Here is a 24,766-nt window from a genome sequence, read left to right as displayed (position 1 = left end):
GCCGCCCGAAAGCCCCCAAATGGCTCGACTCGCCGTGTCGCAAACGCTTTCCCACCTCAAAGGAGGGGAGGACTGTACGGGTGCCGCCGCCGGCGCATTCACACGTCCTCAGCCCCTAAGCGCTGTCCCTTTCGAGGGCTCCCGCTGCGTCTCTGACCTTGATGAGCGTGCGCAAGTTCCGGGTTGTGGTGCTTGCCTTGTAGCGGGCCTTTGAAGAGAGCTTGCTGAAGGGGCTGTCCAACGTGCCTCCTGCCGGGGCGAGCCAGGCCGAAGCCTCGGGGCCTAAGCGGACTTGTTCCACGCCGCCTTGTCCCGGCGTGCCGAGGGCCGTGCCGGCGTCGAACAGTTCGTCCAGCATGGCCCTGTCCGAGGCTAGGGTGATGTAGCTGTGCGTCGTCTTGTCATCGGCGGGATAGGGGCAGGCGTCCACCAGTTCGGCAACCCGTTCCGCGGTCAGGACCACTACCCAGGCGTCATAACCGAATGCGTCCCTCAGGCATTTCTCACACTGCTCTTTGACTTCGGCCGCGTCCAGATCGCTCTGAAGGACCACGTTGCCGCTGGCCAGCAGAGTCTTGACCCCGGTGAAGGGATATGCCTTGAGAGCCGCTTTGAGGTCGGCCATTTTGATGTTGATCCCGCCAACGTTGATCCCACGCAGGAACACCGCAAAGCTGTTCATGCGCCCACCCTACATGCGCCCACCCTGTGACGGGCGCAGCCCATCTGTGCCGAGAGGGGGTCGAGGAGAGCGGATCAGTCGTTGTTCTTGCGCAGGGCCTCCGTCAGCACCCGGGCGGCATTGCAGACAACCTCGGCGTGGAGCCGCCCGGGTTGGCGCGTCAGGCGCTCGATGGGGCCCGAGATGGACACCGCAGCGATGACCCGGCCGGAAGGGCCGCGCACAGGTGCGGAGACTGAGGCGACACCAGGCTCGCGTTCGCCCAGGCTCTGAGCCCAGCCCCGACGTCGTACTCCCGCCAGGACCGTCGGCGTGAACCGGGCATTCTGAAGTCCGTCCAGAAGGCGGTCGTGGTCCTCCCATGCCAGCAGGATTTGCGCGGCGGAGCCGGCCTTCATGGACAGCTGGGTACCGACGGGAATGGTGTCGCGCAGGCCGATCGGGCGTTCGGCCGAAGCGACGCACACGCGCCAGTCGCCCTGCCGGCGGAAGATCTGAGCGCTTTCTCCGGTGGCGTCCCGGAGCTGGATGAGGACAGGGCCGGCCGAGGCGATGAGCCTGTCTTCGCCGGCCGCCGAGGCGAGCTCAACGAGGCGGCTGCCCAAGACAAAGCGGCCTTGGATGTCACGGCTCACGAGGCGGTGGTGGACCAGGGCCAGTGCCAGCCGGTGCACAGTGGGACGGGCCAGTCCGGTTGCGGCCACAAGTTGAGCGAGGGTGGTTGGTCCCGCCTCAAGTGCGTCGAGCACCTGGGCCGCTTTATCGATGACGCCGACTCCACTAGAATTGTCCATGTAATGATATTGCCGTCTCAATATCTGAGATGCAAGTTGTTTCGCTGGCGCAGTTTGAATCGCTGATGTTCAGTGGAAGTAGTCAAGCCAACCGCAGTGAAGGGAGCAGGCCGTGGGAAAGACACTGGCCGAGAAAGTTTGGGAGGCGCACGTGGTGCGCAAAGGCGAAGGCGAAGGAGCCAACGCCCAGCCCGATCTTCTGTTCATCGACCTGCACCTCGTGCACGAAGTGACTTCGCCGCAGGCATTCGAGGGTCTCCGGTTGACCGGCCGCCGCCTGCGCCGGCCGGACCTCACCATCGCGACCGAGGACCACAACACTCCCACCCTGGACATCGACAAGCCGATTGCCGATCTCACCAGCCGTACGCAGATCCAGACCTTGCGCAACAACTGCCAGGAGTTCGGGGTCCGGCTGCACTCGCTTGGCGATGCCGAACAGGGCATTGTGCACGTGGTCGGCCCGCAGCTGGGACTCACCCAGCCCGGGATGACGGTTGTCTGTGGCGACTCCCACACTTCCACGCACGGTGCATTCGGTGCGCTGGCCATGGGCATCGGCACCTCCGAGGTGGAGCATGTCATGGCCACCCAGACGCTGTCGCTCAAGCCGTTCAAGACCATGGCGATCAACGTTGAGGGCACCCTGCGCCCGGGCGTGTCTGCAAAGGACATCATCCTTGCGGTCATCGCCAAGATCGGCACGGGTGGCGGCCAAGGCTACGTGCTGGAGTACCGTGGATCGGCCATTCGCGCGCTCTCCATGGATGCGCGCATGACCATCTGCAACATGTCGATTGAAGCCGGTGCCCGCGCAGGCCTGGTGGCTCCGGACCAGACCACCTATGACTACATGTACGGCCGTCCCCACGCCCCCCAGGGCGAGGAATGGGATGCCGCCGTCGAATACTGGAACACGCTGCACACCGACGACGACGCCACCTTCGATGTCGAGGTAGAGCTCGACGCCGATACCTTGGAGCCGTTCGTAACCTGGGGGACCAACCCCGCCCAGGGTATTTCGCTCAACGAAGCGGTTCCGTTCCCTGAGGACTTCGGCGACGAAAATGCCAAGCTGGCTGCCGAACGCGCGTTGCAGTACATGGGCCTTGAGGCCGGTACGCCGATGAAGGACATTCGGGTGGACACGGTGTTCCTCGGTTCCTGCACCAACTCCCGCATCGAGGACCTGCGTGCCGCGGCCGATGTTATCCGCGGCCGGGAAAAGGACCCGAAGGTACGGATGCTAGTGGTCCCCGGGTCGGCACGCGTCCGCCTCGAGGCCGAAGCCGAGGGACTGGACCAGGTGTTCAAGGAATTCGGTGCCGAGTGGCGATTCGCCGGCTGCTCCATGTGCCTGGGCATGAACCCCGACCAGCTCGAACCAGGGGAGCGCTGCGCATCCACCTCGAACCGCAACTTCGAAGGACGCCAGGGCAAGGGCGGCCGCACGCATTTGGTCTCGCCGGTAGTGGCCGCTGCCACGGCCGTGCGCGGGACGCTGAGCTCGCCGTCGGACCTGGAGCCCGCCTCCGTCTCCGCATCCACCATTACCGACGCCGTCTAGGAGGATCCCCATGGAAAAGTTCACAACCCACACCGGCATCGGTGTCCCGTTGCGCCAGAGCAATGTGGACACGGACCAGATCATTCCCGCCGTCTACCTCAAGCGGATTACCCGTACCGGCTTCGAGGACGCACTGTTCTCAGCGTGGCGCAAGGACCCCTCCTTCATCCTGAACCAGGAGCCCTTCACCGCGGGATCCGTCCTGGTGGCGGGCCCCGATTTCGGCACCGGTTCGTCCCGCGAACACGCAGTCTGGGCGCTGAAGGACTACGGATTCAAAGCCGTGTTGTCTTCCCGTTTCGCGGACATCTTCCGCGGCAACTCTGGCAAGCAGGGCCTCCTGGCTGCCGAGCTTGCCCAAGACGATATCGAGCTCATCTGGAAAGTGCTTGAAAACGCTCCGGGAACCGAAGTCAAGGTTGACCTGGTGTCCAAAACCGTTGAATGCGGCAACGTCGTGGCGCCGTTCGAGATCGACGACTATACGCGCTGGCGCCTTCTGGAGGGCTTGGACGACATTGGACTGACACTCCAGCACGAGGAAGACATCACCGCCTACGAGGCCACGAGGCCCTCCTTCAAGCCGAAAACCCTGCCGGCACGGATCCAGTAGGTCAACGGAAAAGGACCGGCCAGGACGAAGATCCGACGAAGATCCGTGCCGGTCCTTTTCCGTTGACGGAAGCACTTCGGGGCGTGCTCCATTTCGAATCGGTAACGTCAGCTTTTATGCTTAGCTGGAGCCTTCGTAAGTATGGGGGCATCAACTCGTGAGGAAACCGGTATAGATGAGTAGTGTCCTGACAATCCGCGGCGGCGTCCCCTTGACCGGCCGCGTCACCGTCAGAGGTGCCAAGAACCTTGTTCCCAAGGCCATGGTGGCTTCGCTCCTCGGCAACGAACCCTCGGTGCTGCGGAACGTCCCCGAAATCAAGGACGTAGAGGTCGTCACCAGCCTGCTGCAGCTCCATGGCGTGACTGTTCAGAAAGACCCCGTCACTGGCGATCTCACGCTGGATCCCAAGAACGCCAAGACGGCGTCCAGCACCGCGATCGACGCCCACGCGGGGGACTCCCGCATCCCGATCCTGCTGTGCGGGCCGCTGATCCATGCCATTGGCGAAGCGTTCATTCCGGACCTCGGCGGTTGCAAGATCGGTGACAGGCCCATCGATTACCACCTCAACGTACTCCGCCAGTTTGGGGCCGTCGTCGAAAAGCGCCCGGGCGGCATCCACATTTCGGCTCCCAAGGGACTCCACGGTGCCAAAATCTCCCTCCCGTACCCTTCGGTGGGAGCCACCGAACAGGTCCTGTTGAGCGCCACCCGCGCCGAGGGCATCACCGAACTCAGCGGTGCCGCCACCGAGCCCGAAATCATCGACCTAATCGCTGTCCTTCAAAAGATGGGCGCTATCATCAGCGTCCAGACGGACCGCACCATCAGGATCGAAGGCGTCAAGGACCTTGGCGGTTACGACCACCGCGCGCTGCCTGACCGCAACGAATCGGCGTCGTGGGCTTCCGCTGCTTTGGTGACCCGTGGAGATATCTTCGTCGAGGGTGCTTCGCAGCGAGACATGATGACTTTCCTGAACACGTACCGAAAGGTAGGTGGCGGCATGGATATCCGCGAGGACGGCATCCGCTTCTACCACCCTGGCGGCAAGCTCAGCCCGCTCGTCCTTGAAACAGATGTGCACCCGGGATTCATGACCGACTGGCAGCAGCCCCTTGTAGTCGCCCTGACCCAGGCTGAAGGCGTGTCGATCGTGCACGAAACGGTGTACGAAAACCGCTTTGGCTTTACCGATGCGCTGACCCGCATGGGTGCCACCATCCAGGTCCACCGTGAATGCCTTGGAAGTGTGCCGTGCCGGTTCGGCCAGCGCAATTTCCTGCATTCCGCCGTCATCTCGGGACCGACCCCGCTCAGGGGCACCGATATCGACATCCCCGATCTCCGCGGCGGATTCAGCCACCTTATTGCGGCGCTTGCCGCAACCGGCACGTCCAGGGTGACCGGGATCGACATCATTAACCGTGGCTACGAGCGCTTCACTGAAAAGCTCGCCGGCCTGGGTGCCGATTTCGACCTCACCGACTCCAAATAACGGGGGACACCTTGAAGGAATCGGCCCAGAGCCGTGCCATGTTCGCTGTTCTCGCGGGAATTGCGCGCCCGCTCATGAACATCCTCATGGCAAAGAAGTGGGAGGGGACTGAAAAGCTCCCCGCAGGTGGCTTCATTGCCGCCCCGAACCATTGCACCGAGATCGACCCCATTGTGGTGGGGCACATGCTTTACAACATGAAGCGTCCACCGCATTTCCTTGCGAAGTCGGGCCTTTTCAGGGCCCCGGTCCTGGGTAGCCTGCTGCGCGCAACGAACCAGATTCCGGTGGAACGCTCGACGACGGGAGCGAACCGCTCGCTGCAAGCCGCCCAGGAGGTGGTGGACGCCGGAGGTGCCATCATTATCTATCCGGAGGGCACCCTGACGCGCGACCCGGACTTGTGGCCGATGAAGGGCCATACGGGAGCCGCGCGCCTGTCGATCCAGACGGGTGCGCCCGTAGTTCCCATTGCCCATTGGGGCGCCCATGAAGTCTTCCCGCGGTATGCCAAGCGTCTCTACGTTTTCCCCCGGAAGACCTCGCGCATCCTGGTGGGCGATCCGGTGGACCTCAGTGCTTTCCAGGGTCGGGCCCTGGATCGCGCCACCTTGGTAGAGGCGACCGACATCATCATGGGCGCGATCACGGAACTCCTTGCTACCTTGCGCGGGGAAGTACCCCCTGCGGAACGCTGGGATCCGGCAGCCCACAACCAGTCCAAGCACGGTCGGTTCCAAGCGACTGAAGAAACCGGCACCAACGGCGCGGACGGACAGAAGTGACCGTTGGCGAGGTACCCATGTCCAATACGGCGGTAATCGCCGTTCTTGGCGCTGGATCCTGGGGCACCACGTTCGCCAAGGTCCTGGCGGATGCGGCAATAGCCACTGGCACGGGGCGCACCATCCGCATTTGGGGCCGGCGGGACGAAGTGGTAGCCCAGATCAACACGGAGCACCGCAATGCGCAGTATTTGAAGGACATCGCGTTGCCCGATTGCATCACGGCGTCAACGGACGTATCCGAGGTCCTTGCCGGTGCCGGGATCGTCATCCTCGCTGTGCCGGCACAATCGCTTCGGCTGCAACTGCGCAAATGGAAGCCACTCGTGGCTCCGGACGCCATTGTCGTCTCCCTCATGAAAGGCCTTGAACTCGGCACGGACTCGCGTATGAGCCAGGTTATTTCCGAGGAACTCGACATCCCGCCGGGGCGGGTTGCGGTCGTCTCGGGCCCGAACCTGGCCATGGAAATCGCGCGGCAAGAACCGACGGCTTCCGTGGTGGCATGCAGCGACGAGGCGACCGCTGCCGAAATTGCGCACTGCTGCACTGCGCCATACTTCCGCCCGTACACCAGCAATGATGTCGTCGGCGTCGAAATCGGCGGAATCGTGAAAAACGTCATCGCCCTCGCCGTCGGCATCTGCGAAGGCAAGCAGATGGGTGACAACACGAAGGCCTCGGTGATCACCCGCGGCCTCGCGGAAACATCGCGGCTTGCCCTTGCCCTGGGTGGCGAGGCACGCACCATGGCGGGTCTTGCTGGACTGGGCGACCTTGTGGCGACCTGCTCCTCGCCGCTCTCCCGCAACCATACGGCAGGCCGTTTGCTCGGCGAAGGCCTGACCCTTGAACAGGTTACAGAGCGCATGACGCAGACCGCAGAAGGCATCAAGTCCGGGTACGCTGTCTACGAACTAGCCGGAAAACTCGGTGTCGAAATGCCGATCACGGCCGCCGTTGTGGCCGTCCTGGAAGGCAAACTCTCCGTTGATGAACTTGGGCCCAGACTCCTGGCCCGCTCCCTGAAGTCCGAAGGCGATTACTGATTGTGACCGAAGAATCCTTGTCTGCCGGAGCTGCTGATTCCTCTGGAACTGCTGCTTCCGCAAAACCCTCCGAACGTCGTCGGCCGCGCGTCGCAGTACTCTTTGGAGGCCGCTCAAGCGAGCACGCGGTCAGCTGCGTGACGGCTGCCGGAGTCATGGGCGCCATCGACAGGAGCAAGTACGACGTCGTTCCCATCGGCATCGCCAAGTCCGGCCAGTGGGTGCTCCCTTCCGCTGACATCAGCAAATGGTCATTGAGCGGTGCGGCCCTGCCTGAGGTGGCACCGTCCGGGAAGACCGTCACGCTTGCCGAGGTAGGCGGAGCACATCAGCTGATCGTCACGGCCCCGAACGCCGTGCCCGAGGAACTGGGTTCCGTGGACGTCGTTTTCCCGCTCCTGCACGGGCCTTGGGGCGAAGACGGAACGGTCCAGGGACTCCTGGAGCTTTCGGACACCCGGTATGTTGGAGCCGGAGTTCTGGCTTCCGCGGTGGGCATGGATAAGCACTTCATGAAGGTCGTTTTCGAGGCCGCCGGCCTTACCGTGGGACCTTACGTCGCCGTCACCGACCGTGAATGGGTCAACGACGCCGAAGCCGTGCGGAAGCGAGTCGACCGCCTTGGCTTTCCGGTCTTCGTGAAGCCCGCTCGCGCCGGTTCCTCGATGGGGATTTCCAAAGTCGATTCCATGGACGGGTTGGATGCCGCGATCGGGGAGGCGCGTCGCCACGACCTCAAACTGGTGATCGAAGCCGGAATTGTCGGCCGGGAAATCGAGTGCGCCGTCCTCGAAGGACGCGGTGCTGCGGCGCCTCGCACCTCCATGCCGGGAGAGATCGCCGTCGCTCCAGGCGAGCACGAATTCTATGACTTCAACGCCAAGTATGTGGAAGACGGCGCCGCTGCCTTGAGCTGCCCGGCTGATATTCCAGACGAGGCCATCGCCCGCGTCCGCGAACTCGCTGCGGCCGCATTCGATGCCGTCGGTGCTGAAGGCCTCAGCCGCGTGGACTTCTTCTACACCCCGGACGGCGAGCTCATCATCAACGAGATCAACACCATGCCCGGATTCACGCCCAAGAGCATGTATCCGCAGATGTGGGCGGCTTCCGGGCTGGGCTATGCCGAGTTGATCGACGAACTCATCTACCTGGCGCTCAATCGGAAAACCGGCTTGCGCTGAAACCGGCCGGCACTGAAAACCGGCTTGCGCTGAAACCGGCCGGCACTGAAAACCGGCCACAGCGTTGGGCCTGCTACTTCCCAGGGGTGCTTGTCGGCAGGTTCTGCAGCAACTCAGGCTGGCCAACGCATTTGCGTCCGGCTTTGATCTTCGCTGCGGCAGGTGCCAAATCGGCAAGGACCGTGGCAGAGCTGATCTTGTTCGGGTCCATGAGGATTTCCGTGGCGGGCTCGCGCCCGTAGGTGGTCAGTGTCCACACCGGGTCGCCTTCCTTGATGACCCAGTCGACGTCGTTCACTGTGACGCAGCGGTCCGTGGTGGGGCCGGGCACGTTGACGCCGCAACGCAGGATCAGGACAGAAGGGTCGCCCCATGCGGCCGTTGCTTGGCTGTTGGTCTTCCGCAGGGCGGCATCGCCGATGGTGTCCGGAAGGGCCACCATCATGGGTGCGCAGGCCGCGTTCGCGGCGTCAGCGGCAGGCTTGACATCGACGACGGGGGAGCAGGCTGCCAGGCTAAGAACCGAAACCGCAGCGGCCGTCAGGGAGCAAAGGGCGCGGACGTACAAAGCGGTTTTCGTTTGTTGCATTGATCAAGCCTATCGCGGCGGCGGCCCCCCGGAGGGAGCAGCAGATCGGCGACGCGGCGGGAGGATGCCACACTCAGCCAACGCTTGCCAGTCAAGCCCTGGCTGCCGCGGGCGGGCCGTTCGTTGTCAGCGGTTCGCGATAGCGTAGAGCTGTGTCCATAGAACAACAGACTGTCGCGGAGTTCTCCGAAGGGGAGCTCCTCGCCCGTATTTTTCCGCGCCTGCACCGCAGCAGCAGTGTGCTGCTCGGGCCGGGGGACGACGCCGCCGTCGTCGCCGCTCCGGATGGGCGGACCCTTGTTTCCATTGACACCCAAACCCAGGACCAGGACTTCCGCCTGGAATGGAACAACGGATACCGCACCACGGGGTATGACGTCGGTTGGAAATCGGCGGCACAAAATCTCAGCGACATCAACGCGATGGGTGGTACGGCGGTATCCCTCGTGGTGAGCCTGACCATGCCGCCCGGCACTCCCGTGCAGTGGGTTGAGGACTTCGCAGATGGGTTGACGGCCGGCATCGTCGGTCTGGGGGCTTCCGACTGTTCGGTTGCCGGGGGAGACTTGGGCCGTGGCAGTGAAATTGCCGTGACGGTCGCGGTCATAGGGACAATGCACGGGCTTCCCGCTGTGCTGCGCTCCGGTGCCAGGCCCGGGGATGTCCTGGCCCTTGCTGGAACTGTTGGCCGCGCTGCCGCCGGTTTGGCTCTCCTGGAAAGCACCATTCCCGTCGGTACGCTGGATCCGGCCCAACGAGCACTCATGGACAGCCAGTGCCGGCCGCAGCCGCCGCTTACGGCAGGTCCGCTGGGTGCCAAAGCCGGAGCAACCGCCATGATGGATGTCTCCGATGGGCTGTTGCGCGACGGCGTCCGGCTCGCCGAGGCCAGCGGTGTCGGGCTCGATCTCGACCCCATAGCGCTCAAGGCGCTCGCCACCCCCTTGGAAACTGCCTCGGGTCTCCTTGGCCTCGATCCCATGGACTGGATTCTCGGCGGTGGAGAGGACCACGGCCTGCTGGCGACTTTTCCAGCAAATGTTCAGCTACCATCCGGCTTCACTGCGATAGGCTCGATCCAGGCCGTTGCCGAAGGGCAGCACAGCGGCGTCCGGATAGCGGGAATGCCCGCTGACACCGTGGGATGGGATCACTTTGCAGACTAAGATTGCCGCCAACGCACACGCCATGAAACGGTGGCTGGGCAAAGCGGAGACCACGCTCGGGAATCACAGCGATCGCCTCAACGCCATCAACATCTTTCCGGTGGCGGATGGCGATACCGGCACCAACCTGTACCTCACCGTCCGCGCCGCTGCAGCGGCATTTGTTGATGGATCCGGCCGGGACGAACCAACTAACGACGTCGGTGCCGTTCTGGCCAGTGCAGGCCGGGCAGCCATGGAGCAGGCGCGCGGGAACTCCGGAACACTCTTTGCAGTCTTTCTTTGTGCGGCGGCTGAGCCGCTCGTCGGCCATACCCGCCTCAGCGCACCGCTCCTTGCCACCGCCCTGAACCGTGCCCAAATCCGGGCGTGGTCGGCCTTGAGCGAGCCTGTGCCCGGCACCATGCTCTCCGTTCTGGAGGCCGCTGCAAGGGCCGCGGGTGAATGCGATACCGCACACAATGGCGATGACAGCAACCAGGCACTGGGCCTGGCCCTCGATGCCGCCGTCAATGCCGCGCTCGATGCGGTGGTGCGCACCGAAGACCAGCTCGCCCCGCTGCATGCTGCCCATGTGGTGGACGCGGGTGGCGTGGGTATGTTGTTGATCCTCGACTGCCTGCGTTCGGCCGTGCTCGGCGAAGAACTCCAGGATGAGCTCTTGGACGGCCTCCACGGCTACGACCTGCAGGATCCCCACATCCATGCGGGAATGCCTGATGACGACGGCGTCGAAGTCATGTGCACTATTAGTCTTTCACCGCTGGCCGCTGCCACGCTGCGCCAGCGATTGGACGAACTCGGCGACTCCGTCATCATGAGTCAGGTGGGCAGCGCGAGCCCTGTGACCAGCCCGGCAGGACGGGACGACGCCGGCGACGACGACGATGATGACGATGACACGGTGGAAACCAGCTACCGCTGGCGCGTGCACGTCCACGTACCAGACGCGGAACCTGCGGTCGCAATCATTCGTTCACTCGGCGACCCCACCGACATCTCCGTCAGCCAGCTGTCGATGCCGCGCGACCCTGGCCTCCCGGCAGGCCAGCACGGGCATGAGTCCTGAGCTCCGGCTTCCGCTCGAACGAAGGATCGGCAAACGTTCGGCCTCCGTCATCGAGAAGCACCTCGGCCTGGACACGGTCGGGGAGCTGCTGAACTACTTTCCCCGCCGCTACCTGAGCCGCGGGGAGCTGACCCCCATCAGCAAACTGCCGCTGGATGAAGAAGCCACCCTTATCGCCAGGGTGCTGTCCAACTCCACCCGGCAGATGCGGGCAAGGCGGGGATCATTGACCGACGTGGTGGTCACCGACGAGGCCGGCGGGGAGCAGATTTCCGGAACCCTGAAGATCAGTTTTTTCAACGGCTTCCGCGCCCGCAACGAACTCCAGCCGGGGCGCCGCGTCATGTTCTCCGGCAAGGTCAGCCGCTATGGCGGATCCTTGGGCATGACCAATCCGGACTTCATGGTGCTGGACGAGGACCCGGAGTTGGCCGGTTCCGTTGAGCCGGAGAAGCTCGCGGCCATGCCCATCCCCGTCTATCCCGCCACAGCGAAGCTCACCAGCTGGTCCATCCACAAGGTCATCACCACCCTCCTGGACACTATCGATGTGGACAGCATCGAAGATCCACTGCCTTCGGAAATTGCCTCGCGGGAGAATTTCCTGGAGGTAGGGCAGGCGTATCGGCTCATCCACTCGCCGGAAACGGCAACGGACTGGCAGCGTGCCCGGGACCGGTTCCGCTACCAGGAAGCCTTGGTGCTGCAGACCGCGCTGGCACGGCGTCGGGCACAACTGGCGGCAGAAGAGGCGACCGCGCGACGGCCCGTGCCCGATGGCATCCTTGCCTCCTTCGACCGGCAGCTGCCGTTCACGCTGACCGCCGGCCAGGCCGCCGTCGGGAAGGCGCTTTCCCAGGAGCTGGCACTGGACTCGCCGATGAACCGGCTGCTGCAGGGTGAAGTCGGGTCCGGAAAGACGATTGTGGCCTTGCGGGCAATGCTGCAGGTGGTGGATGCCGGCGGGCAGGCGGCGTTGCTTGCCCCCACCGAGGTCCTCGCGGCGCAGCATTTCGATTCCATCCGGAGGACCTTGGGGCCGCTGGCCCGCGACGGTTTGTTCGCCGGTGCAGGAATGCTGGGCGGGGCCGGATTGTTGGACAGCGGCCCAGGGAGCGGCCCGGGATCGGTCCAGGTCACGTTGCTGACAGGCTCCATGCCTACGGCGGCCCGAAAGCAGGCCATGCTGGACGCCGCCTCGGGCAATGCCGGCATTGTGATCGGTACCCACGCATTGCTGAGCGACAAGACCTCCTTCCAGGACCTCGGGCTGATCGTCGTGGATGAGCAGCACCGGTTCGGCGTGGAGCAGCGGGATGCCCTCCGAGCCAAGGCGAACCGTCCGCCCCACCTGTTGGTGATGACCGCCACTCCGATTCCGCGCACCGTTGCCATGACGGTCTTCGGCGACCTCGAAACGTCGGTGCTGGACGAACTTCCCGCTGGCCGGGCGCCCATCTCCACACACGTTGTGGGGCTCGCGGAAAACCCGGGCTGGGCGGCGCGGATCTGGAAACGCTCGCGGGAAGAGATCGACGCCGGGCACCAGGTGTACGTTGTGTGCCCCAAGATCGGAGACGACGACGACGGCGACTTCAGTCCCGGCGAAGCGGAACCAAGCGACGCCGAACTTTCGGACGAGGGTCCCGCTCGCGAGCTCGCCTCGGTGACCGCCGTCGTCGAGACACTCGGCCAGGAACCCGCCTTGCGCGGCGTCCGGGTGGAACCCCTTCACGGACGGCAGGATCCGGCGCTCAAGTCTGAAACCATGGCCTCGTTCACTGCCAACCAGACTCAGCTGCTGGTGTCCACCACTGTCATCGAGGTTGGCGTGGACGTCCATAACGCCACCCTCATGGTGATCCTGGATGCTGACCGCTTCGGCATTTCGCAACTCCACCAGTTGCGCGGGCGGGTGGGCCGGGGCGGTCTGCCGGGCACCTGCTTGTTGGTCACCACACTCGAGCCCGGCCATCCGAGCCGTAGGCGCCTGGACGCCGTTGCGTCCACTACCGACGGCTTCGAACTTTCCCAGGAAGACCTCAAATTGCGTCGCGAAGGCGACATCCTGGGTGCTTCGCAATCCGGTGGGCGCTCCACCCTCAAACTGTTGCGGGTCCTGGAGCATGAAGATGTGATCGCACGTGCCCGCACCGATGCCCAGCGGCTCGTGGCCAACGATCCAGGGCTGGAAGGCCAACAAGCACTCGCCGCGGCAATCGACGAATATCTCAACCCCGAAAAGGAGGCGTTCCTTGAACGCGGCTAAGGAATCCACGCCCGGCGGTACCGCTGGGTGCAACGCCTCGGGAGCACGCCCGTGAGCCGGATCATTGCCGGCAGGGTGGGCGGCAACCCCTTGGTCAGCGTTCCTGGAAACGCCACCCGGCCCACGACGGACCGCGTCAAGGAGGCCTTGTTCTCGCGGCTCGAGGCGCTCGACGCCATCGACGATGCCCGCGTCCTCGACCTTTATGCAGGTTCGGGTTCGCTCGGCATCGAAAGTGCCAGCCGCGGCGCACGCTCGGCCGAACTCGTGGAGTCTGATGCCCGTGCGTCCGAAGTCTGCCAGCGAAACGCGGACATGGCCAACCAGGTGCTGGGACGCAGGACGGTCTCCGTCCACCGTTCCAAGGTGGAGTCCTTCCTGGAGCGCGCTGCGGACGATGCCCTCTGGGACCTGGTCTTCCTGGATCCGCCCTACCCGCTGGATGAGGCTTCCCTCAAGGCTGTCCTCGCCAAGCTTGCCTTCCACCTGGACGAAGGCGCCGTCGTCGTCGTCGAACGTTCCTCGCGTTCTCCGGAGCCGGACTGGCCCGACACCCTCGAACGGTTCGCCGACAAGAAGTACGGCGAAACAAAGCTCTGGTTCGCCGAACCCGTCTAGCGGGTCCCCGGCCGGAGATGCGGCGCTAGCCCGAAAGGCGGCGCTAGCCCGAAAGTCGGTCCAGTTCCACTCCGCTCAACACGGCCGCGGGGTGCGGTCCCCGGGCCAAAAGCTCTGCTGTCCACGCGGCTGGCCAGGGCCAGCGCGTTCCCACGAGGATGATGTTTCCGGGATACCGGCCGGCGAACATGCCACTCTCGGCGAAGGCCGCAACATCGGGCATCGCCTGGCGCATCGCAGCGACCTGGCTCCGCACCAAGGTCAAGGCCGCCTCATCGCCGACATTGACAATGAGCACACCGTCCGGCCGGAGCCGCGCGGCGGCTTCTTCGTAGAACTCCCTGCAGGCAATATGGGCCGGAGCCTCAGGACCGGAGAAGATGTCCAGGATCATGACGTCGAACGCGAGTTCCGAGGGCAGCTCCGCGAGGGTTTCGCGCGCGTCTCCGATGTGCGTGACCAGGCGGGTACCGTCCGGCAGGGGCAGTTTCCGGAGTACGAAGTCCAGTAGCTCGCGTTCGAGTTCGACGGCGTGCTGTTCCGAACCGGGTCTAGTCGCCTCGATGTACCGGGCCAGGGTGAGCGCCCCGGCACCGAGGTGAAGGGCCGTGACAGCTTGCCCGCCAGGCGCGGCTAGATCCACCAGATGGCCGATCCTGCGCAAGTACTCGTAGAAGATCTCTGTGGGCTCCGTGAGATTGACATGGGATTGCTCGGCGTCGCCGATTCGCAAGATGTAGGCTCCGGCAATCAACGGGTCGGCTTCGATCGCGGCATGCTGCCCGGTGGTCCGCAGGAACCGCCGTCCCTCGTGAGCTTGCTCGGTAGGCACAGTCAGAGCTTGTTCCGCAGGGTGGCCAGCCTTGCGGCGGCTTCTTCGAGTACCTCGGTCTTCTTGCAGAAGGCGAACCGAAGAAGGCTGCGGGTCCGCTCCGCGCCTTCGGGATGGCAGAACACCGGGACGGGGATTGCGGCCACCCCAACAAGCGACGGAAGCCGCCGCGCCAAGTCCACGGAGTCGTCGATACCCAGCGGTGCAGTGTCCACGTTGATGAAGTATGTACCCTGCGGCGTGTACACGCCGAAGCCAGCGGCCCGCAGGCCCTCGGCCAGGATGTCCCGCTTGTGCTGGAGAGTGGAGGCGACGCTGGTGTAGAACTCGTCCGGCAACGCAAGGCCCACGGCTATCGCGCTCTGGAAAGGAGTGCCGGAACTGTAGCTGAGGAATTGTTTGACGGTGCGGATCGCTGCGACTAAGTGTTCAGGACCACTGAGCCAGCCGATCTTCCAGCCAGTGAAGGAGAACGTCTTTCCGGCTGAGGAAATGGTCACGCTTCGTTCAGCAGCACCGGAGATGCTTGCGACCGGGATGTGCTGCACACCGAAGGTCAGGTGCTCGTAGACTTCGTCGCTGAGGATCACGGCGTCGTATTTCCGGGCGAGTTCGACCACGCGTTCCAGCACCTCGCGGGGGAAGACCGCACCGGTGGGATTGTGCGGGTTGTTGAGGAGCACAACCTTGGTGCGCTCACTGAAGGCCGTTTCCAGAGCGTCCAGGTCCGGGAGGAAATCGGGAGCGAGCAAGGGAGCGGTCACGTGCTTGGCGCCCGCGAGCCCGATGATGGCGCCATACGAGTCATAGAACGGTTCGAAGGTCAGGACCTCATCCCCGGGCTCGATGAATGCGAGCAATGACGCGGCGATGGCCTCGGTGGCCCCGGTGGTCACGATGACCTCGGTCTGCGGGTCCGGATTCAGTCCGTAGAAGCGTGCCTGGTGTGCGGAGATGGCCTCACGAAGTTCAGGGATGCCCTTGCCCGGTGCGTACTGGTTGGCCCCCGCCGAGATGGCTGCTTGTGCCGCTGCCTTGATTTCCGCGGGACCGTCCTCGTCCGGGAATCCTTGGCCCAGGTTGATGGCCCCGGTGGATATTGCCAGGGTTGTCATCTCTTCGAAGATGGTCACGCCCAGGCTGCCGTCAGCGGAAAGCAGGTTGGCGCCGCTTGCGGCCCGTTGCCACGGGGCTGTGCCGACGGCCCGCTGCCAGGGGGCGCCGGAGGTGTTCGCGCCGAGAGGGGCCGGGCTAGTCACTGTATGTTGCCTTCCTGGGGCGGTGGCTTCCGGCTCGTCCGGGCCGGCATGTCAGCCATGCTATCGCCATAGTGCCTACGGCCCTGGATGCGGTAGGTTCGAACCATGAGACGCGCAGTGTGCCCTGGCTCCTTTGACCCTATCCACAACGGACACCTGGAAGTCATCGCAAGGGCCGCCGGGCTGTTCGACGAAGTGGTCGTGGCAGTGTCCACCAACTACGCGAAGAAGTACCGCTTCAGCCTCGAAGAACGCATGGAGATGGCGCGGCAGACCCTGGCGTCGCTCCGAGGGATCATCGTGGAGCCCATGGGGGAGGGGCTGTTGGCAGAGTATTGCCGGCATCGGGGAATTTCGGCGATCGTGAAGGGCTTGCGTTCGTCCTCCGATTTTGACTATGAACTCCCCATGGCCACCATGAACCGCCAGCTATCCGGCGTCGAGACTGTTTTCCTTCCGGCGGAGGCCCATTACCTGCATTTGTCCTCCACCCTGATCAAAGAGATCGCCGTTCTGGGCGGCGATGTCTCCGATTTCGTGCCCAAGTCCGTCCTCAAGAGGCTCCTGGCTGGCGAGTCGTCTGCAGAGTAGCCCCGCAGCGGGTAAGCTGGATCGGTACCTCGGGGCAGAACGCGATGAAATTGACCCGGTTTGAGTCCGTTCACGCGTTCAGGCTAAGATGGTACGTCGGTCATATGTTCTACAGGAGTTCTCATTAAGCGAGATGCAAGTTCGCCTTTGGCGCTGGACGTCAAGGACCTCGGACGTAGTCCAGGAAGCATGCGGACGCTCACTGAACATGTACCCGCGCCAAGTGACCTTGGTGTGGCACTCATTGGTGTTCAGGAAGGCTCGGATATCGAGCTCGACCTGAGGCTTGAGGCCGTACACGAAGGAATTCTGGTATCTGGAACCGTATTCGCTGAAGTCAAGGGCGAATGCGGACGATGCCTGGATCCCCTTGCGTATGACCTTGAGGTCAATGTGCAAGAACTTTTCTTCTATGAGGGCATTGAGCTTTCGGACGAAGAAGACGATGAAGAGCAACGTCGAGTCGAGCACGATCTAATCGATCTTGAGCCGGTGTTGCGGGACGCAGTTGTAACTATGCTGCCGTTCCAGCCGGTGTGCCGGGAAGACTGCCAGGGCCTCTGCTCCGAATGCGGAGTGCGTCTGGAAGACGAGCCGGGGCACCACCACGAGGTCCTGGATCCTCGCTGGGCTGCCCTAGCTGAACTGGCTAAGTCTGACCGGCAAACTGATTAGTAAGTGTTGACTAAGAGAGAAATGAGATAGCCGTGGCTGTTCCCAAGCGGAAAATGTCTCGCGCGAATACACGCGCCCGCCGTGCCCAGTGGAAGGCAACTGCCCCCAACCTGGTCAAGACCATCGAAAACGGCCAGGTTGTTTACAGCCTGCCGCACCAGGCAAAGGTCGTTACCGACTCTGCCGGCACTGCGCTGTTCCTTGAATACAAGGGACGCAAGGTCGCAGACGTCTAAATCCGCCACATAGGCTGACAAAAGGATGTCTTCAACTGAAGAGCTTCTGAAGCGTCTCGGTGTCTCTATTGACGCCGAGACGCTTCGTCTTGCTCTCACACATCGTTCATACGCGTATGAAAACGGCGGGATTCCCACCAACGAGCGCCTCGAATTCCTCGGCGACTCCATTCTGGGCTTCTCCGTGACCGATTCCCTGTACCGGGACAACCCGGCACTGCCGGAGGGCGAACTCGCCAAGCGACGCTCCGCCGTCGTCAGCACCCGCGCCCTGGCGGGTATTGGCCGGGACCTTGGCATCGGCGAATACATCTACCTCGGGCAGGGCGAAAGACTCACCGACGGTAAGAACAAGTCCTCAATTCTTGCGGACACCATGGAGGCGCTCATCGGCGCAACCTACTTGTCCAATGACATCGAGACCGCGCGCAAGCTGGTCATGCGACTCGTTGGTCCGTTGCTGAAGGACGCTGCAGCCCTCGGGGCCGGTACCGACTGGAAGACAAGCATGCAGGAGCTTGCCGCCAGCCGTCAGCTCGGATCCATCTACTATGCGGTGGAGGGCTCCGGTCCGGACCACGCGCGCTCTTTTGAGGCAGTGCTTCAGATCGGCGGTACCGCTTACGGCAAGGGCTCGGGCCACTCCAAGAAGGAAGCCGAGCAGGAGGCTGCCGCAGATGCGTGGCGCACCCTGAACAGCAAGGCCAATCTGGGCATCAAGATCGCCGCGACCAGCAAGGCCGACGCGGCGGCGGATTCCGCGCACGGCGCCTGAGTCCCATGCCGGAACTCCCCGAAGTCGAAGTGGTGCGCCGCGGTTTGGCGCGCTGGGTGCGGGGCCGGACCATCACGTCCGTGGACGTCCTGGACCCGCGCTCCATCCGCCGCCACGCGCTAGGCACGGAAGACTTCGTCGGCAATCTGGAGCACGCCACGGTTTTGGACATCGTCCGTCGGGGCAAGTTCCTCTGGATGCCCCTGCAGACTGAAGCGCCCCGCGGCGCCGGTGGTCCCCGCAGTACCGATGACGATCAGCTGCCCGGTGTCGCGCTCATGGCGCACCTTGGGATGAGCGGCCAGTTGCTCATGCAAGACCCCGGTGTTCCCGATGAGAAGCACCTCAAAGTCCGCATCAGCTTGAGCCAGTCCTGCGGCATGCCCGAGCAATTGCGGTTCGTGGACCAGCGGATCTTCGGCGGACTGTTTGTCACCTCCCTTGTACCAACGCCCGACGGCGGTCCCGGCGGCCAGGGCGAGACGCCCCTCCCGGAAATTGCCGAAGAGGCCTCCCACATTGCCCGCGATCCGCTGGATCCCCATTTCTCCTTTGATGACTTCTACCGCAAGGTCACGGCCCGCAGGACCGGGCTCAAACGTGCACTGTTGGACCAGGCAGTCATTTCCGGGATAGGCAACATCTATGCCGACGAAGCCCTCTGGCGATCCAAACTCCACTATGCCAGGCCGACGGACACCCTCCTGCGGGCCGACGCCGTGCGGATTGTGGATGCTGCCCGGGAAGTCATGATGGACGCCCTGGCAGCCGGCGGCACGAGCTTCGATTCGCTCTATGTCAACGTGAACGGTGATTCCGGATACTTCGCCCGATCCCTCGATGTCTACGGGCGGGCCGGCGAACCATGCAGGCGCTGCGCCGCCGTCGGGCTGCCGGGTGTGATCAAACGCGAGCAGTTCATGAACCGCTCCTCCTACACTTGCCCCGTGTGCCAGCCGAAGCCGCGCAACGGCCGCTGGTAGCACTTTTCGCCCGGAAATCCCTGCCGTTTCCATTGCCGGCCCGCGGTGGCAGACTGTGGGCATGAGAGCCTGGGTCATCCGGATGGGGATCGCACTTGTCTTCAATGCCATCACCTTCTGGGCGGCTTCCATCCTCCCCGGAGTACGGCTTGGTGGGGGATTCCTCTGGGCGGTCGTGGTCTTCACCGCGGCCACGCTGCTGATAAAGCCCGGCATGACTGCCTTGATCGCGATCGGCGGTGCCAGGCTCCGTTCCCGCTCCCGGCGTGCCGGGAATCTTCTGAGCGCCGCCGCCGGCCTGTTGGCAACCCTCGGCATTCTGTTCGTCACCAGCATCTTCTCCAGCGGCTTCCAGATCAACGGAATCGCGGGCTGGGTTGCAGCCACCGTCGTGATTTGGCTGGCCTCCCTGATCTACAACTTCGTGGACGACGGCCTTGAAGCCAGGGCCACGGCGTTGATCGGGCGTGCCGGGATCAGGCGAAGGCAACAGCCCTGAACGTGCGGCGGGAGCTGCGGCTGCCGGATATCAAGGGTACGTCCCGCAAATCCGGGGATTTCCGCCGTCGGGCAGTAGATTGAGAAGGGGAAATCAGCCACTCAGGAGAACCGAAACACCTTGCATCTGAAAAGTTTGACTGTCCGGGGATTCAAGTCGTTCGCGTCGGCCACGACGTTCGACTTCGAGCCGGGCGTCACTGCGGTTGTCGGCCCCAACGGTTCGGGCAAGTCGAATGTGGTTGACGCGCTGGCCTGGGTGATGGGCGAACAAGGCGCCAAGACCCTGCGCGGCGGAAAAATGGAAGATGTTATTTTCGCCGGGACATCGGGGCGCCCGCCTTTGGGCCGCGCGCATGTTTCGCTGACCATTGACAACGCCGACGGCGTCTTGCCGATCGAGTACAGCGAAGTCACCATTTCCCGCACGCTCTTCCGGACCGGCGGGTCCGAGTACGCCATCAACGGCTCGCCGTGCCGTCTCCTGGATATCCAGGAACTCCTCTCGGATTCCGGCCTGGGCCGGGAAATGCATGTGATCGTGGGGCAGGGGCAGTTGGACCGGGTCCTGCACGCCACTCCTGAGGACCGCAGGGGATTCATCGAAGAGGCCGCAGGCATCCTGAAGCACCGGCGCCGTAAGGAAAAGACTGTCCGCAAGCTGGAAGCCATGCAGGCAAATCTGCAACGCCTTGGCGACCTCACGGCAGAAATCCGCCGACAACTCACGCCCCTGGGCAAACAAGCTGAAGTCGCCCGCCGAGCCCAGACCGTGCAGTTCGACGTCCGTGATGCCAAGTCCCGGCTGTTGGCGGACGAACTGGTGCAGCTCACCAAGGCTTTGGAGAAAGATGTCGCGGATGAAGCTGCGCTGAAGGAACGCCGCGAGAGCGTTGAGGCGGAACTCGGCGCAGGTCGCCAACGCCAGCTCCGTCTTGAGCAACTCGCTGCTGTTGCGACGCCCAGGCTCAATGCGGCCCGGGACAATTGGTATCAATTGTCCGCAACCAGGGACCGGCTTAGAGCCTTGGGATCGCTCGCCACCGAGCGTCGCCGCCTCCTCGGATCCACAGATGCTGCCCCCGATTCCGGCCGCGACCCGGACCAGCTCGACCGTCAGGCGGCCCGGGTACGGCAGGAACAGTCGGAACTCGAGCACGACATCCTGGCGAAGCAGGCGGCTCTTCTCGAGGCCACCGCTGCCAAACAGGAAGCCGAGAATCTGGCCGCAGCCGAGGACAAGCGCCTGACAGCCGTGCTGCGCGCGGCGGCCGACCGCCGCGAAGGACTCGCGAAACTCGTTGGACAGTTGGCTGCCGCGCGTTCCCGGGCGGAGGCAGCCGAGGCCGAACGAGGCAGGCTCAGGGAGTCGCTCTCTGCCGGTGAGGAGCGCCGTCGCCACGCGCAAAGCGAGTTCACGGCCCTCGAGTCACAAGTGGCGGGGGTTGAAGACGGCGAGGAGAGCCTTGACGCCGAATACGAGGGCGCCACAGCCCTCCTTGATCAGATCAAGGCCGAGATCGAGGCGCTGAAAGCCGCCGAACGGGACGAAGTCCGCGAACGTGATGCCCTCATCGCCCGCCGTGATGCTCTGCAGTTGGGACTCAACCGCAAAGATGGCTCTTCACGGATCCTGTCCTCGGGCCACCCCGGGGTCGTGGGTTCCTTGGCTTCGCTTCTGACAGTGGAGCCCGGCTATGAGGCCGCCGTGGCTGCGGCGCTCGGCAGCGCCTCCGACGCCGTGGTAGTGGCCGACGGCGCGGGCGCCGTCGCTGCGATGCAGTTGCTGAAAGACGCCGACGCCGGACGCGCTTCCCTTTTGCTGGCGGGCGCGGCGCCGTCCGCCGCTCCGGAGCTTGACTTGGCGGAAATGCCGACGTTGCCGGACGGCGGGCGTTGGGCCACTGAGTTGGTTCGGGCCGATGGTCCTGACGCCAGTGGCGCCGTGGCGCTCCTGGCCCTCACCGCCGTCGTCGACGGACTGGGCGCGGCGGCAAGCCTCATTGCCGGCAACCCGAGGCTCACCGCCGTAACCCTCGAAGGGGATGTCTTCAGGGCCCTGACTGTGGACGGCGGATCGGCGACGGCGCCGTCGCTCCTCGAGGTCCAATCCGCAGTGGACGACGCCGAAGCCCGGCTTCTGGAGCTCACCACCCGTCTAGAACGTGGCAAGTTCGCCCTGGCGGGGGCCGAAGCCCGCCGGGCCGACGCGCAGGAACGCGCGGACGCTGCCCTGGACAAACTCCACGACTCGGATGCCCGGCTGGCCGCCGTGGCCGAACGGCTTGGCCACCTGAATTCCCAGTTGCGCAGCGCCGTCGCGGAAAGCGATCGCCTGGCAGAGTCCTTGGCCAAGGCCGAACTGAACATCGCCGTCGCCGAGGAATCCCTTGAGCTTGCAGCGGAACGGCTGGCCGCGGCACAAGAAGCCCCCCAGGAAGAAGAGCCTTCTATGGAGCACCGGGATGCCTTGTCGAGGGCAGCCGGCGACGCCCGATCGCATGAGATGGAGGTCAGGCTAGGGTTGCGCAGCGCCGAGGAACAGCTCGTCGCAACCAGCAACCGGGCTGCATCCCTGGAACGGGCCGCAGCAAGCGAGCGGCGTGCCCGTGAGGAGGCGGCGCGCCGGGCCCTGCGGCGCAAAGCCCAAGCCGAGCGGGCCTCGGCCGTGGCCTCCGCCGTCGAACAGACCGTGCGCTTCGTTGACGTTTCAGTGGACTTGGCGGCCCGTGCCCGCGACCTCGCTGAGGCGGTCCGTGAACAGCGGGAGAAGGAACTTGCCGATGTCCGGAGCAGTAACGACGTCTTGGCCCAAGAACTGGCCGGACTGACGGATTCCGTGCACCGCGACGAACTCGCGCGGGCCCAACAGCGGCTCAGGATCGAAGCCCTGGAAACGCGTGCGATCGAAGAACTTGGCCTGTCGGCAGAGCAACTCGTGGCCGATTTCGGTCCGGAGCAGCCCGTTCCGGTGCCCGCTGCCGCCATTGACAAATGGGCCGAACTTCGCGCCCCGGTGGACGAGGACGGAAACCCGGTTGTCGAGGGTGCTCCTTTTGTCCGCGCTGAGCAGGAGAAACGGCTTCGGAAGGCCGAACGGGACCTCGCCGCGCTCGGCAAAGTGAACCCCTTGGCGCTTGAGGAATTTGCGGCACTCGAGGAACGGCACCAATTCCTGAGCACGCAGCTCGAAGACCTCAAGTCCAGTCGAAAAGACCTTTTGGACATCATCAAGGAAGTTGACAACCGCGTCCAGCAAGTCTTCGCTGAAGCCTTCGCCGATACGTCCAAACAGTTCGACCACGTCTTTGGGCGGCTCTTTCCCGGCGGAGAGGGCAAATTGGTACTGACGGACCCGGACGACATGCTGACCACCGGCATCGAGGTCGAGGCACGGCCTGCCGGCAAGAAGATCAAGCGCTTGTCCTTGCTATCCGGCGGCGAACGCTCGCTGACAGCTGTCGCCCTGCTCGTGGCGATTTTCAAGGCAAGGCCTTCCCCGTTCTATGTCATGGACGAGGTGGAAGCTGCGCTGGACGACACGAACCTGGGCAGGCTGATCACGATCTTCGAAGAACTGCGAGAGTCCAGCCAGCTGATTGTCATCACCCACCAGAAGCGGACCATGGAAGTCGCAGACGCCCTGTACGGAGTGACAATGCGGGGCGACGGAGTGTCCACCGTCATCAGCCAGAGGCTCGGTGCCGAGGTCTAGCTTTGTGAGAAGCTAGGGGAGTGAACGATCTCCTCCCCATTATTCTGTCCATTGTCGCTGCCATTGTGGTGGTCGGAGGGCTGATTCCTGTCCTGCTCAAGGCGCGGAAGTCCTCCTCGACCTACGCTGGAACACGCGACGCCAACGATCCTGCTAATACGGGGTCGGCAGGCGGCGGAACGATTGTCGATGACGACCCCGCTACCGTGCGGGAACGCCCGGCGCCCGGTAGCGCCGTCGAGCCCGCCGACCTTGCCGTTCCCGAGACCGACGTTCCTGACGACGCCGCGGGGCTGGAACTCATCGAGGTGGAGACCCCTGCACCGGTGGAGGGCCGCCTTAACCGGCTTCGGGCGCGACTGGTCAAATCCAACAACATCCTCGGCAAGGGCCTCCTGGCACTGCTTGCGAGCGACAAGATCGACGAAGATGTCTGGGACGAAGTCGAAGAAACGCTGCTCCTTGCCGACCTTGGCACCGAGCCCACCATGCAGCTGGTGGATGCACTGCGTGAACGGGTGAAAGTCCAAGGCACCCGCAACCCGGAGGAAGTCAAAGCCCTCCTGCGCGAGGAACTCATCAAGCTCGTGGACCCCACGATGGACCGCAGCCTGAACGTGGACCGCAAGGGAAACCACCCCGCCATCATGATCGTGGTCGGCGTCAACGGTGTCGGCAAGACCACCACCGTGGGCAAGCTGGCGCGCGTTCTCGTCGCCGAGGACAAGGACGTCCTCCTGGGCGCTGCCGATACCTTCCGGGCGGCCGCCGCGGAGCAGCTTGCCACCTGGGGGCAGCGCGTCGGTGTCGCAACGGTCAGGTCCCACGTCGACGGCGCGGACCCCGCCTCTGTCGCGTATGAGGCCGTCAAATCCGGCATCGAGCAGGAAGTCGATGTCGTCATGATCGACACCGCTGGCCGCCTGCAGAACAAGGTCGGCCTCATGGACGAACTCAGCAAGGTCAAGCGGGTCATCGAGAAGCTGGCTGAAGTGGACGAGGTCCTGCTGGTGCTGGATGCGACCACCGGACAGAACGGCCTGAACCAGGCCAAGGTCTTTGCCGAGGTGGTCAACATCACGGGAATCGTGCTCACCAAACTGGACGGCACCGCGAAGGGCGGCATCGTCATCGCGATCCAAAAGGCTCTCGGCGTCCCGGTCAAGCTTGTTGGCCTTGGCGAAGGCCCGGACGACCTCGCCCCGTTCGAGGCCGAAGCCTTCGTCGACGCCCTGCTGAACTAGCCGTATCCTGCCCAACCGGCGAGGATCCCTGCCTGAGCTTGCGAAGGCTGGGAGCCGGCGGGGACTTGCGAG

The 24,766-nt window shown here is 64.0% G+C and carries 23 protein-coding genes; 18 read left to right on the top strand and 5 right to left on the bottom strand.

Annotated elements, in window-relative coordinates; genetic code table 11:
• Positions 1-115 precede the first annotated feature (115 nt).
• Together LFT43_RS12620 and LFT43_RS12615 are read right to left on the bottom strand one after the other, a co-directional pair.
• The gene (locus LFT43_RS12620; protein ID WP_395797248.1) at positions 116-682 is read right to left on the bottom strand and encodes a DUF1697 domain-containing protein; all 567 of its coding nucleotides are present in this window, start codon (positions 680-682) and stop codon (positions 116-118) included.
• A 74-nt stretch (positions 683-756) separates the two neighbouring features.
• A complete protein-coding gene (locus tag LFT43_RS12615; protein ID WP_028264661.1) occupies positions 757-1,476 on the bottom strand; it encodes an IclR family transcriptional regulator in 720 nt (239 codons plus the stop codon).
• 112 nt (positions 1,477-1,588) lie between these two features.
• Here LFT43_RS12615 and leuC point away from each other — a divergent pair, with 112 nt between their 5' ends.
• From leuC to LFT43_RS12585, 6 genes are all read left to right on the top strand, one after another.
• On the top strand, positions 1,589-3,043 hold the full coding sequence (gene leuC, locus LFT43_RS12610) for a 3-isopropylmalate dehydratase large subunit (protein WP_395797245.1): 1,455 nt from the start codon (positions 1,589-1,591) through the stop codon (positions 3,041-3,043).
• Between the two features lie 10 nt (positions 3,044-3,053).
• Positions 3,054-3,656 (top strand): 3-isopropylmalate dehydratase small subunit, encoded by a 603-nt coding sequence (leuD, locus tag LFT43_RS12605; RefSeq protein ID WP_268021309.1) that lies wholly within the window; start codon positions 3,054-3,056, stop codon positions 3,654-3,656.
• 175 nt (positions 3,657-3,831) lie between these two features.
• Entirely contained in the window at positions 3,832-5,157 is a 1,326-nt protein-coding gene (murA, locus tag LFT43_RS12600) for a UDP-N-acetylglucosamine 1-carboxyvinyltransferase (protein WP_268021310.1), read from the top strand.
• 11 nt (positions 5,158-5,168) lie between these two features.
• Entirely contained in the window at positions 5,169-5,942 is a 774-nt protein-coding gene (locus LFT43_RS12595; RefSeq protein ID WP_395797243.1) for a lysophospholipid acyltransferase family protein, read from the top strand.
• A 17-nt stretch (positions 5,943-5,959) separates the two neighbouring features.
• Complete coding sequence (locus LFT43_RS12590) at positions 5,960-6,991, top strand: NAD(P)H-dependent glycerol-3-phosphate dehydrogenase (protein WP_395803061.1); 1,032 nt, start codon at positions 5,960-5,962, stop codon at positions 6,989-6,991.
• A 17-nt stretch (positions 6,992-7,008) separates the two neighbouring features.
• Positions 7,009-8,175 carry a D-alanine--D-alanine ligase family protein gene (locus tag LFT43_RS12585; protein ID WP_395803059.1) on the top strand — a complete coding sequence of 389 codons (1,167 nt, stop codon included), beginning with the start codon at positions 7,009-7,011 and terminating at the stop codon, positions 8,173-8,175.
• A gap of 73 nt (positions 8,176-8,248) precedes the next feature.
• On the opposite strand, the gene LFT43_RS12580 is transcribed toward LFT43_RS12585, so the two are convergent.
• A complete protein-coding gene (locus tag LFT43_RS12580; protein ID WP_395797241.1) occupies positions 8,249-8,764 on the bottom strand; it encodes a DUF3515 family protein in 516 nt (171 codons plus the stop codon).
• Between the two features lie 152 nt (positions 8,765-8,916).
• Between LFT43_RS12580 and thiL the strand changes: the two genes are divergently transcribed.
• From thiL to rsmD, 4 genes are read left to right on the top strand one after another with little or no spacing between them, the layout of a single operon-like run.
• A complete protein-coding gene (gene thiL / locus LFT43_RS12575) occupies positions 8,917-9,930 on the top strand; it encodes a thiamine-phosphate kinase (RefSeq protein WP_395797239.1) in 1,014 nt (337 codons plus the stop codon).
• A 22-nt stretch (positions 9,931-9,952) separates the two neighbouring features.
• A complete protein-coding gene (locus LFT43_RS12570) occupies positions 9,953-10,999 on the top strand; it encodes a DAK2 domain-containing protein (RefSeq protein WP_395803057.1) in 1,047 nt (348 codons plus the stop codon).
• The gene (locus LFT43_RS12565) at positions 10,989-13,268 is read left to right on the top strand and encodes an ATP-dependent DNA helicase RecG (RefSeq protein WP_395797237.1); all 2,280 of its coding nucleotides are present in this window, start codon (positions 10,989-10,991) and stop codon (positions 13,266-13,268) included. The genes LFT43_RS12570 and LFT43_RS12565 overlap by 11 nt, the downstream gene beginning before the upstream one ends.
• Positions 13,269-13,319: 51 nt before the next feature.
• Complete coding sequence (rsmD, locus tag LFT43_RS12560; protein ID WP_395797235.1) at positions 13,320-13,886, top strand: 16S rRNA (guanine(966)-N(2))-methyltransferase RsmD; 567 nt, start codon at positions 13,320-13,322, stop codon at positions 13,884-13,886.
• A gap of 43 nt (positions 13,887-13,929) precedes the next feature.
• On the opposite strand, the gene LFT43_RS12555 is transcribed toward rsmD, so the two are convergent.
• Together LFT43_RS12555 and LFT43_RS12550 are read right to left on the bottom strand one after the other, a co-directional pair.
• Entirely contained in the window at positions 13,930-14,718 is a 789-nt protein-coding gene (locus LFT43_RS12555; protein WP_395797233.1) for a spermidine synthase, read from the bottom strand.
• 2 nt (positions 14,719-14,720) lie between these two features.
• Positions 14,721-15,977: an aminotransferase class I/II-fold pyridoxal phosphate-dependent enzyme gene (locus tag LFT43_RS12550; RefSeq protein WP_395797231.1), complete on the bottom strand. Its 1,257-nt coding sequence runs from the start codon at positions 15,975-15,977 to the stop codon at positions 14,721-14,723.
• Between the two features lie 105 nt (positions 15,978-16,082).
• Here LFT43_RS12550 and coaD point away from each other — a divergent pair, with 105 nt between their 5' ends.
• From coaD to ftsY, 8 genes are all read left to right on the top strand, one after another.
• On the top strand, positions 16,083-16,568 hold the full coding sequence (gene coaD, locus LFT43_RS12545; RefSeq protein WP_268021320.1) for a pantetheine-phosphate adenylyltransferase: 486 nt from the start codon (positions 16,083-16,085) through the stop codon (positions 16,566-16,568).
• 147 nt (positions 16,569-16,715) lie between these two features.
• Complete coding sequence (locus LFT43_RS12540; RefSeq protein ID WP_395797229.1) at positions 16,716-17,243, top strand: YceD family protein; 528 nt, start codon at positions 16,716-16,718, stop codon at positions 17,241-17,243.
• A 32-nt stretch (positions 17,244-17,275) separates the two neighbouring features.
• Entirely contained in the window at positions 17,276-17,479 is a 204-nt protein-coding gene (gene rpmF / locus LFT43_RS12535) for a 50S ribosomal protein L32 (RefSeq protein WP_028264646.1), read from the top strand.
• A gap of 25 nt (positions 17,480-17,504) precedes the next feature.
• A complete protein-coding gene (rnc, locus tag LFT43_RS12530; protein ID WP_395797226.1) occupies positions 17,505-18,254 on the top strand; it encodes a ribonuclease III in 750 nt (249 codons plus the stop codon).
• Between the two features lie 5 nt (positions 18,255-18,259).
• Positions 18,260-19,237 carry a bifunctional DNA-formamidopyrimidine glycosylase/DNA-(apurinic or apyrimidinic site) lyase gene (mutM, locus tag LFT43_RS12525; RefSeq protein WP_395797224.1) on the top strand — a complete coding sequence of 326 codons (978 nt, stop codon included), beginning with the start codon at positions 18,260-18,262 and terminating at the stop codon, positions 19,235-19,237.
• 61 nt (positions 19,238-19,298) lie between these two features.
• Positions 19,299-19,736 (top strand): hypothetical protein, encoded by a 438-nt coding sequence (locus LFT43_RS12520; protein ID WP_395797222.1) that lies wholly within the window; start codon positions 19,299-19,301, stop codon positions 19,734-19,736.
• Between the two features lie 120 nt (positions 19,737-19,856).
• Positions 19,857-23,450, top strand: coding sequence for a chromosome segregation protein SMC (smc, locus tag LFT43_RS12515; RefSeq protein WP_395797220.1), 3,594 nt, complete (start codon positions 19,857-19,859; stop codon positions 23,448-23,450).
• 20 nt (positions 23,451-23,470) lie between these two features.
• On the top strand, positions 23,471-24,694 hold the full coding sequence (ftsY, locus tag LFT43_RS12510; RefSeq protein WP_395797218.1) for a signal recognition particle-docking protein FtsY: 1,224 nt from the start codon (positions 23,471-23,473) through the stop codon (positions 24,692-24,694).
• The last annotated feature ends 72 nt before the right edge of the window (positions 24,695-24,766 follow it).

Source organism: Arthrobacter sp. FW306-04-A (assembly GCF_044358315.1).
In the GTDB taxonomy this organism is placed as follows: domain Bacteria; phylum Actinomycetota; class Actinomycetes; order Actinomycetales; family Micrococcaceae; genus Arthrobacter.
The sequence above is the reverse complement of the archived record's forward strand: the minus strand, read 5'-3'. Positions and strand labels throughout refer to the sequence as shown.